The sequence below is a fragment of the Oscillibacter sp. genome (assembly GCF_040505565.1).
In the GTDB taxonomy this organism is placed as follows: Bacteria; Bacillota; Clostridia; order Oscillospirales; family Oscillospiraceae; genus Oscillibacter.
The window spans coordinates 79,389-96,175 of the sequence record NZ_JBEUWZ010000012.1 but is presented as its reverse complement, the minus strand read 5'-3'; the positions used below and the strand labels follow the sequence as shown (position 1 = coordinate 96,175).

The window sequence follows — 16,787 nt, the reverse complement described above, 5'->3', positions numbered from 1 at the left end:
GGGCGCGGCGTCCTGAAAAATAGGGACGCTTACGCGGCATTGTAAAAAACACCGGAAACGGAAGAAAAAATTACGCAAAAGCTGTGAAATGCGGAAAATTGGGGAATTTTCGTTGCAGCAAACTTTGCGCGGGAGTATACTGTAAAAGGTAAAAATTTGCGACTAAAAGCAAAACCCTCGGTATTTCAGAGCGCAAAAGCGGTCCCGTGTATGAAACGCGGGGAAAGGAAGGAAAACCATGAGCAGAGAGTTTAAAAAGGTGCTGGTGGCTAACCGCGGCGAAATCGCCATGCGCGTGTTCCGCGCGTGCCACGATCTGGGTTTGCAGACCATTGCCATTTATTCCAACGAGGATATGTACGGTCTATTCCGCACGGCGGCGGACGAATCCTATCTGATCGGTGAAAATGAAAGCCCGCTGGGGGCTTATCTGGACATCCCCCGCATTATAGAACTTGCCAAAAAGCACGGCGCGGACGCGATCCACCCCGGCTATGGTTTTTTGAGCGAGAACGGCGATTTTGCCCGGGCCTGCGAGGAGGCGGGGATCAAGTTCATCGGCCCCAATTCCAAGGTTCTGGACATGATGGGCGACAAGCTGTCTGCCAAGGCCCTTGCCATTGAGTGCGGGGTTCCCACTACCCCCGGTACCAAGGACCCTATTTCCGATCGTCAGGCTGCCCAGAAGCTGGCGATGGAGTTCGGTTTCCCGGTGATCTTGAAGGCCTCCGCGGGCGGCGGCGGGCGCGGTATGCGCCGGTGCGACACCGTGGAAGAGGTGGGCGTCAATTATGATCTGGTGAAGTCCGAAGCGAAAAAGGCCTTTGGAAACGACGATATTTTTATGGAGAAATTCCTCGTTCAGCCCAAGCACATCGAGGTTCAGGTTCTGGGCGACGAATACGGCAATGTGGTCCATCTCTACGAGCGGGACTGTTCTCTCCAGCGCCGGTATCAGAAGGTGGTGGAGTTTACCCCGGCTTTCTCCGTTTCCCAAAAGGTACGGGAGGAACTGTACGAGGACGCGGTGAAGATCGCCAAGCAAGTGGGCTATACCAATGCCGGAACACTTGAATTTCTGGTGGACAACGAGGGACATCACTATTTCATCGAAATGAACCCCCGCATTCAGGTAGAGCACACCGTCACCGAAATGGTCACCGGCGTGGATCTGGTCCGCTCCCAGATTCTGATTGCCGAAGGCTGCCCCCTCAGTGATCCGCAGATCGGCGTCGGAAAGCAGTCCGACGTCCATCAGAACGGTTATGCCATCCAGTGCCGCGTCACCACCGAGGACCCGGCCAACAGCTTTGCTCCCGATACCGGAAAGATCACGGCCTATCGCTCCGGCGGCGGCTTTGGCGTCCGGCTGGACGGCAACGCATATGCGGGCGCGGTGATCTCTCCTTATTATGATTCCCTGCTGGTAAAGGTCACCACATGGGACTCCACCTTCGAGGGCGTGTGCCGCAAGGCCATCCGCGCCGTGCGGGAGGTCCACGTCCGGGGCGTGAAGACCAACATCGCCTTCATCCTGAATATCCTCCACGATGAGGTGTTCCGGGCTGGGCACTGCCACACGAAGTACATCGATGAGACACCCAGCCTGTTTGAGCTGGACGAGGGGCAGGACCGGGCCACGAAGATGCTCAAGTATATTGGCAATATCGTGGTGAAGGAGCAGGGAACGCAGAAGATCTATGACGACCCCCGGTTCCCGCCTGTCACCGGAAACCGACCCGACGGATTGAAGCAGCTGCTGGACGCGAAAGGCCCGGAGGCCGTTGCCAAATGGGTTTTGGATCAGAAGAAGCTGCTGATCTGCGACACTACCACCCGGGATGCCCACCAGTCCCTGCTTGCCACCCGCGTCCGGACAAGGGACATCATCAAGGGTATGGAGGCCACCTCCGAGATTGAAGCCGACGCGTTCTCTCTGGAGTGCTGGGGCGGCGCGACGTTCGACGTGGCATATCGCTTCCTCCACGAATCCCCCTGGGAGCGGCTGGACATGATCCGTGGGAAGGCACCCAATCTGCTGCTGCAAATGCTGCTGCGGGGAGCCAACGCCGTGGGCTACACGAACTATCCGGACAACGTGATCCGGGAGTTTGTGCGGCAGGCTGCCAAAGGCGGCATCGACGTGTTCCGGGTGTTCGATTCCCTGAACTGGATTCCCGGAATGGAAGTCGCCATGGACGAGGTTTTGAAGCAGGGTAAGATCTGCCAGGCTACGGTCTGCTATACCGGCGATATTCTGGATCCGGCTCGGGATAAGTACACCCTGAAGTATTATGTGAATATGGCGAAGGAATTGGAGAAGCGCGGAGCACATATGCTGGCCATCAAAGATATGGCGGGCCTTTTGAAGCCCTACGCTGCGAAAAAACTGATCTCCGAGCTGAAGCAGGAGATCGGCATCCCCATTCAGCTCCATACGCACGACACCTCCGGCAATCAGGTGGCTGCTGTTTTGATGGCGGCGGAGGCTGGGGTGGACGTGGCGGACCTCGCCATCTCCTCCATGAGCTCCCTCACCAGCCAGCCGTCCTTAAACGCCGTCGTGGCCGCGCTCCAGGGCACCGAGCGGGACACCGGTATGGATCTGGAGCGGCTCCAGACCCTGACGGATTACTGGGAGGACGTCCGAAAGCGGTATGACTCCTTTGAGGCGGGCATCAAATGCCCCGCCACTGATATCTACCGGTATGAGATCCCCGGCGGCCAGTATACGAATCTCAAACCCCAGGTGGAATCCCTGGGGCTGGGAGAGCGTTTCCAGGATGTGAAGGAGAACTACCGGAAGGTCAACGCCATGGTGGGCGATCTTGTAAAGGTGACGCCGTCCAGTAAAATGGTAGGCGATTTGGCGATCTTTATGACTCAAAACGGCCTGACGCCGGAGAACATTGTGGAAAAGGGTGCAAATCTGGCCTTCCCGGACAGCACGGTCAGCTATTTCTCCGGCATGATGGGTCAGCCCGCCTGGGGCTTTCCCAAGGATTTGCAGAAGGTGGTTTTGAAAGGGAAGAGGGCCATTGACTGCCGCCCCGGCGAGCTATTGGAGCCGGTGGATTTTGAAGCGGTTAAGAAGGAAATGCTGGAGTTTGACCCCGATCCCTCCGATCGGGCCGTGATCTCTTATTGTCTGTATCCCAAGGTTTACCGGGACTATAAACGGGATCAGAAGGAGTATGGCTACGTCACCCGCCTTGGCAGCCACGTGTTTTTCCACGGCTTGTCCGTGGGGGAGACCAATAAGGTCAACATTGCTGACGGAAAGACCCTGGTCATCAAGTATCTGGGTCTTGGCGAGGTGGACGGCGAGGGAATGCGTACGGTCAGCTTTGAGCTCAACGGAATCCGCCGGGATGTCCATGTTCCGGACGCGGAGGCACAGAAGAGTATCGTCAAGGTTCCCATGGCCGACCCGGAGGACAAGAGTCAGGTGGGGGCGTCCATTCCCGGAGCCGTGAGCAAGGTCCAGGTGAAAGTGGGCGACGCCGTGGAGGTGAACCAAACCCTCATCACCATCGAGGCGATGAAGATGGAAACCGCCATCACCGCCCGCATGGCGGGTACGGTGGAGTCCGTCCAAGTGGCCGAGGGCGACACAGTGAAGGGCGGTCAGCTGCTGCTTACCATTCGGTAAGGGGAAAATTAATAAAATATGTAAGAAATTGCAAAGCGGGACGCGGAAATTTTTCCGTGCCCTGCTTTGCTATATTTTTCTGTAATTCCACTAAAATATTCGGTCTTATGACCTTTTTCAATTTTTTATTTGACGGTTTTTTAACGAATAATAGTCATTTTGCAAGTAAAAATTCAAAGTTATGAAAAAAATTTGCATAAAACGCCCAAAACATATTGAAATTTCCTGACAAATACGCTACAATCAAAAGAGTTCCAATGCAAATTTGATGAAAGAAAAGGAGTATTGTGATGAAAAAACTGATGTCTCTTCTCCTGGCCACCCTGATGATGGCCTCTGTCCTGTCCGGCTGCGGAGGTAGTGGAGCTACTTCCACACCAGCGGCTTCCGGCAGTGCGGCTTCTGGCAGTGCGGCTTCCGGCAGCGCGGCAGCGGGTACCGGTGCAACTGACAGCCTGACCTTCTCTACCGGTGGTTCTCAGGGTACTTATTATGCATTCGGCGGTGTGCTGAGCCAGTATGTTACCAGCAAAACCGGCCTGACCATCACCGCCATTGAGTCCGGCGGTTCTCAGAACAACATTGAGAACATTCAGGACGGCGCGGCTCAACTGGCCTTTGTTCAGTCCGACGTTATGTCCTATGCCTACCAGGGCACCAATCTGTTTAAGGACAGCGGCGCTGTCACGGATTTCTCCACCGTGGCCGATTTGTACATGGAGCAGGTCCAGATCGTCACCACCAACCCCGACATCAAGACGGTTGCTGATCTGAAGGGCAAAAATGTCTCCATTGGCGATGCCGGTTCCGGCGTATTTTACAATGCCATCGATATTCTGGGTGCCTATGGCCTGACCGAGCAGGATATCAACCCCACCTATCAGGGCTTTGGCGACAGTGCTGACTCCCTGCAGGACGGCAAGCTGGACGCGGCGTTCGTCGTGGCCGGCGCTCCCACCACCGCTATTACTTCTCTGGCTACCACCAAGAGCGTATATCTGGTGGGCCTGGACGACGAGCACATTGATAAGCTGCTCCAGACCTCTCCTTACTACTCCAAGTACGTCATCCCCGCAGGTACTTATGAGGGCCTGGATTCTGATACTACCACTGTGGCTGTCGGCGCCGTGGTGATCGCCCGCGACGATGTCAGTGAGGATGCGATCTATGATTTCGTCTCCACCATCTTTGAGAATCTGGACGCTATCTCTGCGCAGCACGCCAAGGGTAAAGAGCTGAGCGTGGAGTTTGCGGCTTCTGTTACCTCTGTTCCTTATCATTCCGGTGCTGCCAAGTATTTTGCCGAGAAGGGCATCACCGTTCCCACGAAGTAAATACCAATAATCGGCACCGTGTGCAGACGGCTGCGGCGGGCGTTCCCGCCTGCCGCAGCCGTATACTGTCTTCTGGATTTACCTATGAGTAAGGAGAAGCCTATGAGCTTATTTAAGAAAAAACCCGGGGATGAAGATCAGGAACATCCTCTGGAACAGACTTCCACGGCGAGCGCTTACACAGATGTCGATGTCGGGACTGCGGCGGATGTCGAAGCTCTTATGAAAAAGTATGACAGGGAGTCCAATGTCCGGATTTGGGAAGGTATGCCCAAGCTGGTGATCCGATGGCTGATGGTCGCATTTTCCGCATACAGCATTTGGGTGACTCTGTTCAGTAATGCCATGCCCCAGAAGCGATTGACCGTATTTGTTGGTCTGATCGCCATTATGGGTTATCTGACTTATCCCGCGAAGAAGGGCAATGTGAGGGTCAACAGCCTACCATGGTATGATGTAATCTTGATGTTGTGCGCCTCTGTACCTTTCTTCTACTATGCGGCTAACGCTGTCCGAATTATTAAGCTCTCTGCCCGGATTGAGCCTTTTATGATCGTACTGGGCGTGGTTGCAATTCTCGCGCTGATGGAACTGTGCCGCCGCAGCGTCGGCCTGCCCATTCTGTGCGTGTTGAGCGTGCTGCTGATCTATACGTTTTTCAACATGTTCCAAACGCCTAACGCGACGGCCTTCATGGTCATTCGCCGGGTTATTTACACGCTGTTCTATACCACTTCCGGCATTATGGCTACGCCTATTAACGTTTGTGCCAAGTTCATCGTTGTGTTTATTATCTTTGGTGCATTTTTGGAGCGGACGGGTATCGCAAACTTTTTTATTCAGCTCGCTAACTCCGTTTGCGGCGCCGCGGCCGGCGGTCCCGCCAAGGTGGCGGTCATTTCTTCCGCACTGTGCGGCATGGTGTCCGGTTCTTCCGTGGGCAATACAGTCACCACCGGCTCCGTCACCATTCCAATGATGAAAAAGACCGGCTATCAGCCGGAATTTGCCGGCGCGGTGGAAGCTGCATCTTCCACCGGTGGTCAGATCATGCCTCCCATTATGGGCGCGGCCGCATTCCTGATGGCCGAGTATATGGGCGTGACTTACGGCGAGGTTGCCCTGCGGGCGATCCTGCCTGCCCTGCTGTATTTCGCCGGCATTTATATCGCCGTTCACCTGGAGGCAAAGCGTCTGGGGCTGAAAGGCATTCCCAAAAACGAGCTGCCCAAGTTCAGAGTTCTGATTAAGAAAATATATCTGCTGCTGCCGCTTGTTATTCTGGTTGCGCTGGTAGCCAGCAATACCTATACCATGCAATTTTCCGCCGCAGTTGCCATCCTAGTTGCCATTGCGGTTGGTTTTATCAACAAGGATGAGCGGCTGAACTTGACAAAGATCATTGATGCGCTGGAGTCCGGCGGCAAAAATGTGATCACTGTGGCCGTGGCGTGCTCCATGGCTGGTATGATCGCCGGGTGCATCACCGTGACAGGCCTTGCATCCAAGCTGCTGGGCGGCATCATGACGGCGTCCATGGGGATTCCGCTGATCGCGCTGTTCCTGACGATGCTGTGCTGTATTGTGTTGGGCATGGGTGTGCCGACCACGGCAAACTACTGCATCATGGCATCCACCTGCGCTCCGATTCTGGTGCAGATGGGCTTCCCCATCATGGTGGCGCACTTCTTCGTGTTCTACTTCGGCATCGTAGCGGATATCACGCCTCCGGTGGCTTTGGCGGCATACGCCGGCGCGGCTATTGCAAAGGCAAATCCCATGAAGACCGGCGTAAACGCCACGCGACTTGCCATTTCGGCGTTTATCGTGCCGTATATCTTCGCGTACAGCCCGGTTATGCTGGGCATTAACGCGCAGTGGTACGACATGGTCATTATCGTCATCACCGCTTTGCTGGGTATCTTCGGCGTGGCGGCGGGCCTTTGCGGGTTCCTGTTTAAAAAGATCAACTGGCTGTTCCGTATTTTCTTCATCATCGGCGGACTGACGCTGATGATTCCCGGGACGCTGACGGACCTCATCGGCCTCGTTATTTTGACGGTGCTTTACACCTATCAGAAGCTCACGGCTAAGAAACAAGCGGCAGTTCAACCATAACAGGCCTGACCTAAAAACCCCGCCGGAATCCGGCGGGGTTTTTTCTGCGGCTGCTCAAAATAAATGGAATGACTTTCTTATTTCGGAAACTTTTTATATCGATAATACGTCATTATAACCATATGAGAGAAAAGGGGGCCCCAGCCAAATCGAATTCAAAGAAGAGGTTGGAGAAAACTAAAACTGTAACTGTTTTGTTGTTGATTTGCATAGCAAGCTGTATTAGCCTGATTCATACAGTTAATTGTTAACACAGGGGGTCCTGTGAGAAAGGAACGGTACATGCCAGAAGTGAAAGACCCGGTCAGAAATGAGGAGACCGCACCGGAGGTCGGTGGAACGCCTGTTTCTGCTGAAGATGGAATTGTGCCTGCAGCAACTGCTTCTTCGGGAAAAGAAAAGCCCAAACGTCCACCCATGTCACCAAAGAAAAAGAAAAAACTTATCCGCTGGAGCATTATTGGCGGCGTTGTTTTAATCGCGGTGATCGTGCTGGCAAAAGTACTTGGGGGGAGCACCGAACCGGCGGCCCAGGTGGTAGAGGACACAGTGACCTATAACTCAATCACCTCCACCGTTGAGGGCAGCGGCATTACCAGGGCCAAGGAGAGCAAAACCATCACTTTAACCACCTCCGGCACCGCACAGGAGGTCTTCGTGACCGAGGGCCAACAGGTCACAGCCGGAACACCGCTTTTCGTTGTCGACTCCGAGACGGCCCGTACCGCTGTGGAAAAGGCCCGGAAGGATATGGATGGCTATCAGAAGCAGCTGAACGCCATGAATAAGGATATTGCGGGGCTGAATCTGACCCCGCCTTTTGCGGGAAAACTGATGGATACGGTAAAGCTGAACGTGGGCGAGGAGATCGCCAAAGACACAAAAGTAGCCACGCTGGTGGACGACCGCACCATGAAGCTCCAGCAGTATTACAGTTACGCCTATAAGGGTGACATCCGCACGGGACAGACCGCCAACGTCTCCATTCCCGCACTGATGGGAAACGTGACCGGCACCGTCTCCGCGGTACATATGGTGGACCGTATTTCTCCGGAGGGGTCCCGGCTGTTTGAGGTGGAGTTTTCCGTCAAAAATCCAGGTACGCTGACCAAGGATATGGTGGCCTCAGCCGTCCTCTCGGTGGGCGGCGAGAGCGTGTATCCCTATGAGTCCGGCAAGCTGGACTATAACCGCATGATCGATCTGAAAACCACCGTCAACGGCACCATTGTCTCCACCAGCCTGCTGGACTACATGGACGTGACGCCCGGGCAGGTGCTGGTGAAGATCGACGGTGAGGACAGCCAGAATGAACTGTTTACGCTGGAGCAGAATCTGGCGGATGCTCAGAAGGCTCTGGACACCGCCCAGGAGAACCTTGACAATTGCAGCGCCGTGGCCCCGATCGACGGAACGGTCATGGGCCTTGCGCTTACCGCCGGAGAAGATGTGGCGGCCAACACCACGGTAATCTCCATTGCGGACACCTCCACCATTTTGATTGATGCCACGGTGGATGAGCGAAACATCAGCTATGTCAAGGCGGGGATGCCGGTGGATCTGGACCAGTGGGGGACCAAGTTTACTGGTATGGTGGAATCCGTCAGCCTCAACAGCAAGGTGACAAACGGCGTGGCGGCATACCCGATGGTGATTTCCGTGGACAACACCGACGGCTCACTGATGAGCGGCAGCAATGTCACCTATTCTCTGGTTGCCAGCCAGAATGACAACTGTCTGACGCTGCCGATTCAGAGCGTGAAGAATGCCCAGTTTACGGACGGTTCCTCCGGCTATGTGGTCTTCGTCAAGGCCGACAAGGCTCCGGAAAACACTGCGGAGTTGGCCGTTCCCGTTGACGGTGTGCCGGATGGATACTACCCGGTCCCGGTGGAGATCGGCATTTCCGACAACTACAATGTGGAGATTAAGTCTGGCGTAGAAGAGGGAACCACTGTGTTTACCACCACCCAGATGCAAAACTCCTATGGATATTAAGGCTCATGTTAATTGAATTGAAGGAGATCTATAAGATCTACGGCGAGGGGCTGGAGAGCGAGGTCCGGGCGCTGGACGGCATTTCGCTGAATATTGACCGGGGAGAGTTTGTGGCCATCGTGGGACAGTCCGGCTCAGGAAAGTCCACCATGATGAATGTGCTGGGCTGCCTGGATATCCCCACCCGTGGGGACTACCTGTTGGACGGGGTGAACGTGAGGGAGCTGAGCGACAAGGAGCTGAGCCACATCCGTAACAAGCAGATTGGCTTCATCTTCCAGCAGTATAATCTGGTGCAGAATCTGAACGTGCTGGAAAATGTGGAGCTTCCCCTGATTTATCAGGGCATTGGACTGGAAAAGCGCCGGGAGCTTGCAATGGAGGCGCTGGAAAAGGTGGGCCTTGAAAACCGAGCCAAGCACAAACCGCCGGAGATGTCCGGCGGCCAGCAGCAACGGGTGGCCATTGCCCGGGCAATCTCCACCAAACCGCCCATTGTCATGGCCGACGAGCCTACCGGCGCACTGGACTCTCATACCGGTCACGATGTACTGAAATTTCTTCAACAGCTGAACAGGGACGGCAGCACCGTGATTCTTATCACGCACGACAACGGCATTGCCGCCACCGCCCGCCGGGTGGTACGGCTGGCCGATGGGAAGAAGATCGAAGACCATCCGCAGGAGGTGGATTGGTTATGAAAATCGGACAGGCGCTGAAAATGGCACTGAAATCCATCCTGGGCAACAAGGGCCGGTCCGCCCTGACCATGCTGGGCATTATCATCGGCATTGCGTCCGTCATGACCATTGTCTCCGTCATCAACGGCGCCAACGAGAAGAGCATGGAGATGATGGCGGCCATGGGTACCAACAAGATCACCGTGGATGCCAACTACAACAATGGACAGGACGTGTTCCAGGACCTGTACGACTTCTGCCAACAGCTGAGTGATTACGTAGACGGCGTAACGCCCAACAGCCAGTTTTCCGCTACCGTGGTATACGGGACGAAGAACAGCAGCAAGATGGGCGGCGACAACGGCATGTCCTATATGGGCGGCGGCATGGCGGTGGTGACGGATGGCAGTGGAGGGGGGGGCGGCAGCCAAAACACGGAAATGCCCCCCACGCTGTATTTCGGCAGCGACCAGTATTCCGTGTGTAACAATTTCCAGATTGAAAAGGGACGTGATCTGTCTTTGCTGGACGTCAAGGGCTATAAGCAGGTCTGCGTCCTGGGAGCGCGGGCGGCCCAGACGTTTTTCAACTACACGGATCCCGTGGGAAGGGAGATGCAGGTCAACGGCCTGCCCTACACCGTGGTGGGCGTTTATAAAGAAAAGGACCCAGACAGCCAGTGGTCCATGGATAACATCATCGTCTTCCCCTATACGGTCTGCCGGACTCTGGCGCCAGACACCCAGATGAGCGAATTTTCCGTGAAGGCAAAAAGCGCCGACGCGGCGGTGGAGGCCACCTCCCGCATCATCGGATTCCTGACGGGACTTATGGGTCAGAACTTTGAAAAGGGCTATTTTTCCGTCCAGAGCGAGAACCAATGGCAGCAGAGCAGCAACGATTATGCCACGATGATGAGTCTGGTGATGGGCGGCATCGCCGCCATCAGCCTGCTGGTGGGCGGCATTGGCATCATGAATATCATGCTGGTCACCGTCACCGAGCGGACGCGGGAAATTGGTATCCGCCGGGCTATCGGCGCCGAGCGCAGCTCCATTGTCACCCAGTTCCTGATCGAGGCCGCCATGATCTGCGGCATCGGCGGTATCATCGGCATACTTATCGGGACGCTGGGAAGTCGGATTGCCGGAAAGCTCCTCATGCAAATGGATATCTGGCCGTCGCTGAACATCACCCTGGGGGCCTTTGCCCTGTCTGTGGCGCTGGGGATCCTGTTCGGTATTTATCCGGCGGCGAAGGCCTCCAAGCTCCAGCCCGTGGAAGCGCTGCGGGCGGAATAAAAAGAGGGAGAAGCAGAATGAAGAAGAAAATCTTATCTTTACTGATGGCGGTGTGCATGACCGCGACGCTGCTGACGCTGCCCACGGGCGCAGTGGCGGTGTCGGGGTTTGCCGACGTCAGCGATCACTCCACCGCCGTGGCGGCGGAGTGCCTCCGTCTGCTGGGAGCCATGGGTGGCTACGCCGGCGGAGCCTTCCGCCCGGAAGGGCAGGTGACCCGCGCCCAGTTCTGCAAGATGGCGACTTACGTCATCAAGGATGGCGAAAGCCAGCTGAGCCGCTATCGCACGGTCACTGTATTTCCAGATGTGAAGCCCTCCTATTGGGCTGCGGCCTATATCAATCTGGCCTCTGACTCTGGCCGGGGTGCCACCGGTGACAACAAGACGGACTACTCGATCATCAAAGGCTATGTGGATGGATTGTTTCATCCTGAGCGTGTGGTGACCTTCGGTCAGGCGGTCACCATTCTGATGCGGCTTTTGGGCTATACCGACGGGGATATGGGTGGTATCTGGCCGGATGGATACATGGCCGCCGCTGCCTCCGTGGGCCTCACCGACGGTATGGATACCACGGCCTCCGCCGCCCTCACCCGGGGACAGGCCGCGCGGCTATTTGTAAACCTGCTGCGCAGCAATACAAAGGCGGGCGCGAATTACGGCGGCTCCATCGCTACCAGCTCCGTGGAGGGAATGTTGACTACCTCCAGCGCCACCGCGCCCGACGGCAGTAATACCGCCATGCAGCTGGGAAGCACAACGAACTATGCCATGGCCAACGGCAAGACCTCCACAGGCGCTCTGAACGGCATGAAGGGGACCCTTCTTCTGAACAAGGCGGGGAAGGTCATGACCTTCGTCCCGGAGCTCACCGGTACCAGCCGTACCGTCACCTTTGCCTCCGGTACCACAGTGAAACTCACCACCGCCTCAGGGGAGAGCTTTACCATTAAGAGCGATACGGCCATGGTGGTGAACGGGGAGCAGAAGACCTGGGCCACGGGCTATACCTGGCTGAATCCTGGCATGGCCCTGACGTTGTATATCGGCGGCAGTGGCACTGTGGAATACATCTTTGCCGGAGCCAGCACCACATCCTCGGCGGCGGTGGTGGTTTACGCCAAGGGGTCCACGGCGGGCTTCAGCGGTCTAACCGGCGGCAATACACGCTATTCCATTTATAAAAACGGCGGCGTCGCCTCGGCCGGTGACATGCGCCCCTATGACGTGGCCATCTACAGCCCAGCCACCAACTCCATCCGGGTGTGCGACACCCGCATTACCGGTGTGTACGAAAATGCCTCGCCCAACTTGAGCAATCCCAGCTCCATCACGGTGATGGGCCAAAAGTTCTCTGTTCTCTCCTCAGCAGCGGATACCATATCCAAGCTGAAACTGGGCAGCACCATTACGCTGCTGCTCACCGAGGACAATCAGGTGGCCGGCGCCGTCGAAGAAGGTACCTCCGGGGTCGCGGGAAACGCCGTTGGCATCGTGAAGGAGGTCTCCACAACCACTGCCACCGTCAACCTCCTGTGCGGACTGACGATTACCGGGGCTGTGTCTCTGGCCGATACCGATGTCAGCCGCATGAAGGGTCAGTTGGTTGCAGTGAGTTCCTACAGCAAGGGTGTGATTGGCCTGAATCGCTTGACGGGCGGCGTCCCCGGCGATCTGGATGTGACGGCTGGTCAGATGGGATCCAAGCTGTTGGCGGAGAATGCGATGATCTATCAGACCACCTCCGACGGTATTAAGGCCATCAGTCTCAGCCAGATCCCCAGCGCCCGCATTCCATCCTCCGGCGTGGTGTACGCCCGGACTAACTGGGCGGGCAAAGTCGACCTGATCGTTCTATCCAACGTCACTGGCAGCGACTACATTTTTGGAATCGCGGGGTATGCATTCGGAGAGGACGAAAACATGCATCTCCAAGTGATTACCCCAAGTGCCACTTACACATCACGCATCTCTGGAGGAGTTGAGGCGGACGCATTTGTGGGTGTTACTCTTACGGATAGCGGTACGATTTACTCAGTATCCAATTTGACCAAGTTTGGAAACGTCGCCAATAACGCTTGGAGCGGCGCGTCCTCCGTCACGATCGCCGGACGGAGCTATACCGTACCCTCCGATGTCCTGTGCTATAATACGTCTACCAGGAAGTGGGTTAAGCTGGACGAGGCCCGGGCTTTCGCGACCTCCTCCACGGTTTACACGGATCAGGCTGGCTACGTCCGCGGGGTGGAAGTCCAGTAACAAAAGTGAAAAGTATACGTGAAAGGCAGCCGTCCGCGGGCGGCTCCTTTCACGTATCGCTTTGCCATTGGAAAAGTTTACATAAAATTTGAGATTGACCAAAAGGGCAAACCTTTGCTATAATGATTCCAAAGCCACCAGTATATGGATTTTGTGCCTGAATTATATACCGAAAAGCGTCCTTGAGGCACAGCATAAAACGGTAAAATAGCTTTGAGCCGACAAAAATATTGGCCCGGAGCCCCTTTTTTGGAAATTATCTCGACATTTTTCGACGATTTGGAAGGGAGAACCTATGGCGAAATTTCGTGTTTTCCGTGCCGCCGCCGCACTGGCGCTGGCCGCGGCGCTGCTGACGCAGCCGATTGCTGCCGCCGCGTTTACGGATACCTCTGGAAATTGGGCGGAGAGCGCTATTGAGAAATGGAGCGAGAAGTACGGGGTGCTCAACGGCTATGAGGACGGCACATTTCACCCGGACGACCCCATCACCCGAGGGGCGTTTGCGGGGATTCTGAACCGTTTTTTGCAGTATCAGACCACCTCAGCCTCCAACACCTTCAACGATACCAGCGGCGCCTATTGGGAGGACGCGATTTTAAGGCTCCACGCCGCGGGCGTATACTTAGGCACTGACGGTGCGGCGCGGCTCACCGCCAATATCACCCGCCAGCAGGCCATTACCATGGTAGGCCGGGCGTTCAAGCTGCCGGAGTCCCCGGCGGCTCTGACCTATGCCGACACGGCGAGTATTGAGTCCTATGCCGCCGGATATCTCGCCACCATGGCGGCGCGGGGATATATCACCGACGTCCGGGCGGACAACCTGTTCCGGCCCACGAAGCCCATCACTCGGGCGGAGCTGGTGAATTTGCTGAACAACATGATTGACACCCTCATCCAGCAGAGCGGGGACTACTCCACCGGCTCTGCGGGGACGCTGATGGTGAATGCCGCGGACGGCGCAACGCTGAAGGGCATAACCATTGGCGGTGACCTCATCATTGCTCCCGGTGTCACCGGCGGCGTGGTGCTGCAGGATGTGACGCTGAGCGGAACGATTCGCAATCTGGGCAGCGCGCCGGTAGAGCAGTATGCCTCCACACCGGGAGGGGTTCCCGGAACGACTACCACCACTCCGGAAAATGTTCCGGCCTTGAACTGGACCTATATTACCGGGCCGGACGGAAAAAAGATTCCGTATTTCGCGGGCGTGCCGGTGAATACCTTCGGCAGCGGAAGCTTCTATTGGGACGCCTCCGGGCGGCGGCTTACATACAGCGGAACGGACTTTACCACCCGCTTTGGCATCGATGTTTCCGCCTATCAAAACCGCTCGATCACAAGCAAGACCATTGACTGGAACGCGGCAAAGAACGACGGCGTGGAGTTTGCTTTTGTCCGCATCGGCCTCCGGGGCACCAGCACCGGCGGACTGAACGCCGACGGATTCTATGCGCAGAATATCGACGGCGCCATGGCTGCGGGTATCGACACCGGTGTTTACTTCTTCTCCCAGGCCATCACCGTGGCGGAGGCGGTTGAGGAGGCCAACTACGTGATCTCTCTGCTGGGCGGTCGGACGCTCACCGGCCCGGTGGCTTATGACTGGGAGATGCACGACAGCACCTACCGGGTATACGGCACCAGCTCCGCAATGGCCACCGCGTGCGCCAAGACGTTTTGCGAGACCATCGAGGCGGCGGGCTACAAGGCCATGGTCTACACCAGCAATTATGTGGCCTACAACAAGTTCGACCTGTCGGTCCTCTCCAACTATCCCATGTGGTACCCGGAGTACAAATCCGCCGACTCTACGGCGCTGTATCCTCAGCTCTATTACCGGCCCAACTACTGGCAGTTTACCAGCAAGGGAAGCGTTGCGGGACTCAGCAGCAGTGTGGACTGCAATCTGCAATTTATTCCGAATTGAGCTCTCCCGCATTTTTGTGCGGAATTTGGAGGGGCGGCCAATGGCCGCCCCTCCTTTAATGGCTTTTGGAGGCATCTCAAGTCTCAAGGAATACATATTCCAGCGTCCCCGCGTCCAGCGCCGCCCGGAGGCGAGGCCGCAGCCCCAGGGCCAGACCATTCAGGTATCGGGTGGCCTGCTGGTTTTGAATGCCCAGCCAGGCGCAAAGCGATTCCGCACCGGCAGATAGCGCCGCGTTGCTTTCGGCCTCCGTCAGGTGCGCAAATTGCACCTCCAATTTGCGCCGCAGGGACGGGGAGACGGAGAGAATCCGTGGGTCTTCTCCCTGCAGGGCAAGCCCCAGCGCATTCACTGCCACCGGCTCAAAGAGATTAATCAGCAGCCGCCGATAGTCCGGACAGCTCCGCGCCACGACGGCGCGGGCCGATGGCTGATCGAACCGGCGCAGAAATTCCTGCTCCAGACACAGTCTGCGAAGCCATTCGTTTATATAGTTCACGCCCTGCAAGGTTTCCGACACAGGTTGAGAGAGCTGGTAATCCATGTCGCAGGGAACCTCCTGCGCGAAGAAGTGAACGTCATACCGATTCCAAAATCCGCCGATGCTTCGCAGGGTATCCGTGAGGGAACGATTTTCTATCTCCGGCATCGTCAGACATGCGGTCCGCCAAAGCTGTTTGCTCAACTCCACTTTTTGAGAGAGCCGCCGCTGCCCCATACGGAGCCGCTGCTCTAAATCCGCGCAGAGCAGTATTCTGGGGTCTCGATCCACCCCCAAAGTCAGGCGTATAGACTCCGCCAGTGCCGCCGCCGTCTCTGCCGGGAGGGAGGAACTCTCCGGTGCGTACAGCCTCGCTTGCCGCCGAAGAAGCCGCCAGAGAGCTTCCTGCGCCAAAAGGTCCTCCTCAACGGAAAGCGCGGGGAGTCGCTGGATCAGTTCAGAACTCATCTTCCGCCTCCCACCCGCGCTCCGCCTCGGGATGGAAGAACCACTCCGGCAGCGTGGATTCCAGCGCATCCAAAGACCCGCCGGCGGCGCCGCTGAACCGCGCTGCCATCCTGAAAATCAGATCGTCGTCGCCAAGACGGTCTTTGGTCTCATTTTTCAGCTCGTAGAAAATGATCTGGAGCTGCGCCAGCGTGTCGGCCCAATCCTCCGGCTGAATGAAGGGGGAGTCGCAGAACGCCAGCGCCAACTTTTTTAAAATTCCGCCGCCAAATTCGATTCGCCCCGTCTCCCGCAGGGCTTCCACCTGCCTGCACGCCAGCATGTTCGCCTGCGCGGGGGAGAGATCCAAACCGAACTTTCGGGAAACGCGGTTGCTCTGTGCCAGTTCCTCTGCGGTCACGGTTAGCTGCGCGGGGAGAAAAATCCGCTCAAGGTCCATGTTCATCACCTCGTATATTCTATACACCCACAGCGATTTTGGAACAAGACTTGAATTTTTCTCCGATTTGTGGTAATATCATAGCAGAATCAAGCAAAAGATTTGCACGTTTGCAAATCTTT

At 56.4% G+C, this 16,787-nt stretch carries 10 protein-coding genes; 8 read left to right on the top strand and 2 right to left on the bottom strand.

Annotated elements, in window-relative coordinates; translation table 11 throughout:
* The first annotated feature begins 238 nt into the window (after positions 1–238).
* The 8 genes from ABWQ15_RS06335 (at position 239) to ABWQ15_RS06300 (ending at position 15,277) form a co-directional block, all read left to right on the top strand.
* Positions 239–3,652, top strand: coding sequence for a pyruvate carboxylase (locus tag ABWQ15_RS06335; protein WP_353907916.1), 3,414 nt, complete (start codon positions 239–241; stop codon positions 3,650–3,652).
* 290 nt (positions 3,653–3,942) lie between these two features.
* Entirely contained in the window at positions 3,943–4,986 is a 1,044-nt protein-coding gene (locus ABWQ15_RS06330) for a TAXI family TRAP transporter solute-binding subunit (RefSeq protein ID WP_353907915.1), read from the top strand.
* 102 nt (positions 4,987–5,088) lie between these two features.
* Positions 5,089–7,104 (top strand): TRAP transporter permease, encoded by a 2,016-nt coding sequence (locus ABWQ15_RS06325; RefSeq protein ID WP_353907914.1) that lies wholly within the window; start codon positions 5,089–5,091, stop codon positions 7,102–7,104.
* 282 nt (positions 7,105–7,386) lie between these two features.
* On the top strand, positions 7,387–9,102 hold the full coding sequence (locus ABWQ15_RS06320) for an HlyD family efflux transporter periplasmic adaptor subunit (RefSeq protein WP_353907913.1): 1,716 nt from the start codon (positions 7,387–7,389) through the stop codon (positions 9,100–9,102).
* A 5-nt stretch (positions 9,103–9,107) separates the two neighbouring features.
* Positions 9,108–9,803, top strand: a complete 696-nt coding sequence (locus ABWQ15_RS06315; protein WP_353907912.1) for an ABC transporter ATP-binding protein — start codon at positions 9,108–9,110, stop codon at positions 9,801–9,803.
* On the top strand, positions 9,800–11,083 hold the full coding sequence (locus tag ABWQ15_RS06310; RefSeq protein WP_353907911.1) for an ABC transporter permease: 1,284 nt from the start codon (positions 9,800–9,802) through the stop codon (positions 11,081–11,083). Before ABWQ15_RS06315 ends, ABWQ15_RS06310 begins: the two co-directional genes overlap by 4 nt.
* Before the next feature lie 17 nt (positions 11,084–11,100).
* A complete protein-coding gene (locus ABWQ15_RS06305) occupies positions 11,101–13,344 on the top strand; it encodes an S-layer homology domain-containing protein (protein WP_353907910.1) in 2,244 nt (747 codons plus the stop codon).
* 295 nt (positions 13,345–13,639) lie between these two features.
* Positions 13,640–15,277, top strand: coding sequence for a GH25 family lysozyme (locus ABWQ15_RS06300; RefSeq protein WP_353907909.1), 1,638 nt, complete (start codon positions 13,640–13,642; stop codon positions 15,275–15,277).
* A gap of 76 nt (positions 15,278–15,353) precedes the next feature.
* Here the strand turns inward: ABWQ15_RS06300 and ABWQ15_RS06295 are convergent, their stop codons facing one another.
* Together ABWQ15_RS06295 and ABWQ15_RS06290 are read right to left on the bottom strand one after the other, a co-directional pair.
* Positions 15,354–16,226, bottom strand: a complete 873-nt coding sequence (locus ABWQ15_RS06295) for a DUF6179 domain-containing protein (RefSeq protein WP_353907908.1) — start codon at positions 16,224–16,226, stop codon at positions 15,354–15,356.
* Entirely contained in the window at positions 16,216–16,665 is a 450-nt protein-coding gene (locus tag ABWQ15_RS06290) for a DUF6323 family protein (RefSeq protein ID WP_353907907.1), read from the bottom strand. Before ABWQ15_RS06290 ends, ABWQ15_RS06295 begins: the two co-directional genes overlap by 11 nt.
* Positions 16,666–16,787: the final 122 nt, after the last annotated feature.

Bases quoted from the DNA above. Each gene is read 5' to 3' on its own strand.
- ABWQ15_RS06335 (WP_353907916.1), top strand. From the start codon at position 239: ATGAGCAGAGAGTTTAAAAAGGTGCTGGTGGCTAACCGCGGCGAAATC.
- ABWQ15_RS06330 (WP_353907915.1), top strand. From the start codon at position 3,943: ATGAAAAAACTGATGTCTCTTCTCCTGGCCACCCTGATGATGGCCTCT.
- ABWQ15_RS06325 (WP_353907914.1), top strand. From the start codon at position 5,089: ATGAGCTTATTTAAGAAAAAACCCGGGGATGAAGATCAGGAACATCCT.
- ABWQ15_RS06320 (WP_353907913.1), top strand. From the start codon at position 7,387: ATGCCAGAAGTGAAAGACCCGGTCAGAAATGAGGAGACCGCACCGGAG.
- ABWQ15_RS06315 (WP_353907912.1), top strand. From the start codon at position 9,108: ATGTTAATTGAATTGAAGGAGATCTATAAGATCTACGGCGAGGGGCTG.
- ABWQ15_RS06310 (WP_353907911.1), top strand. From the start codon at position 9,800: ATGAAAATCGGACAGGCGCTGAAAATGGCACTGAAATCCATCCTGGGC.
- ABWQ15_RS06305 (WP_353907910.1), top strand. From the start codon at position 11,101: ATGAAGAAGAAAATCTTATCTTTACTGATGGCGGTGTGCATGACCGCG.
- ABWQ15_RS06300 (WP_353907909.1), top strand. From the start codon at position 13,640: ATGGCGAAATTTCGTGTTTTCCGTGCCGCCGCCGCACTGGCGCTGGCC.
- ABWQ15_RS06295 (WP_353907908.1), bottom strand. From the start codon at position 16,226: ATGAGTTCTGAACTGATCCAGCGACTCCCCGCGCTTTCCGTTGAGGAG.
- ABWQ15_RS06290 (WP_353907907.1), bottom strand. From the start codon at position 16,665: ATGGACCTTGAGCGGATTTTTCTCCCCGCGCAGCTAACCGTGACCGCA.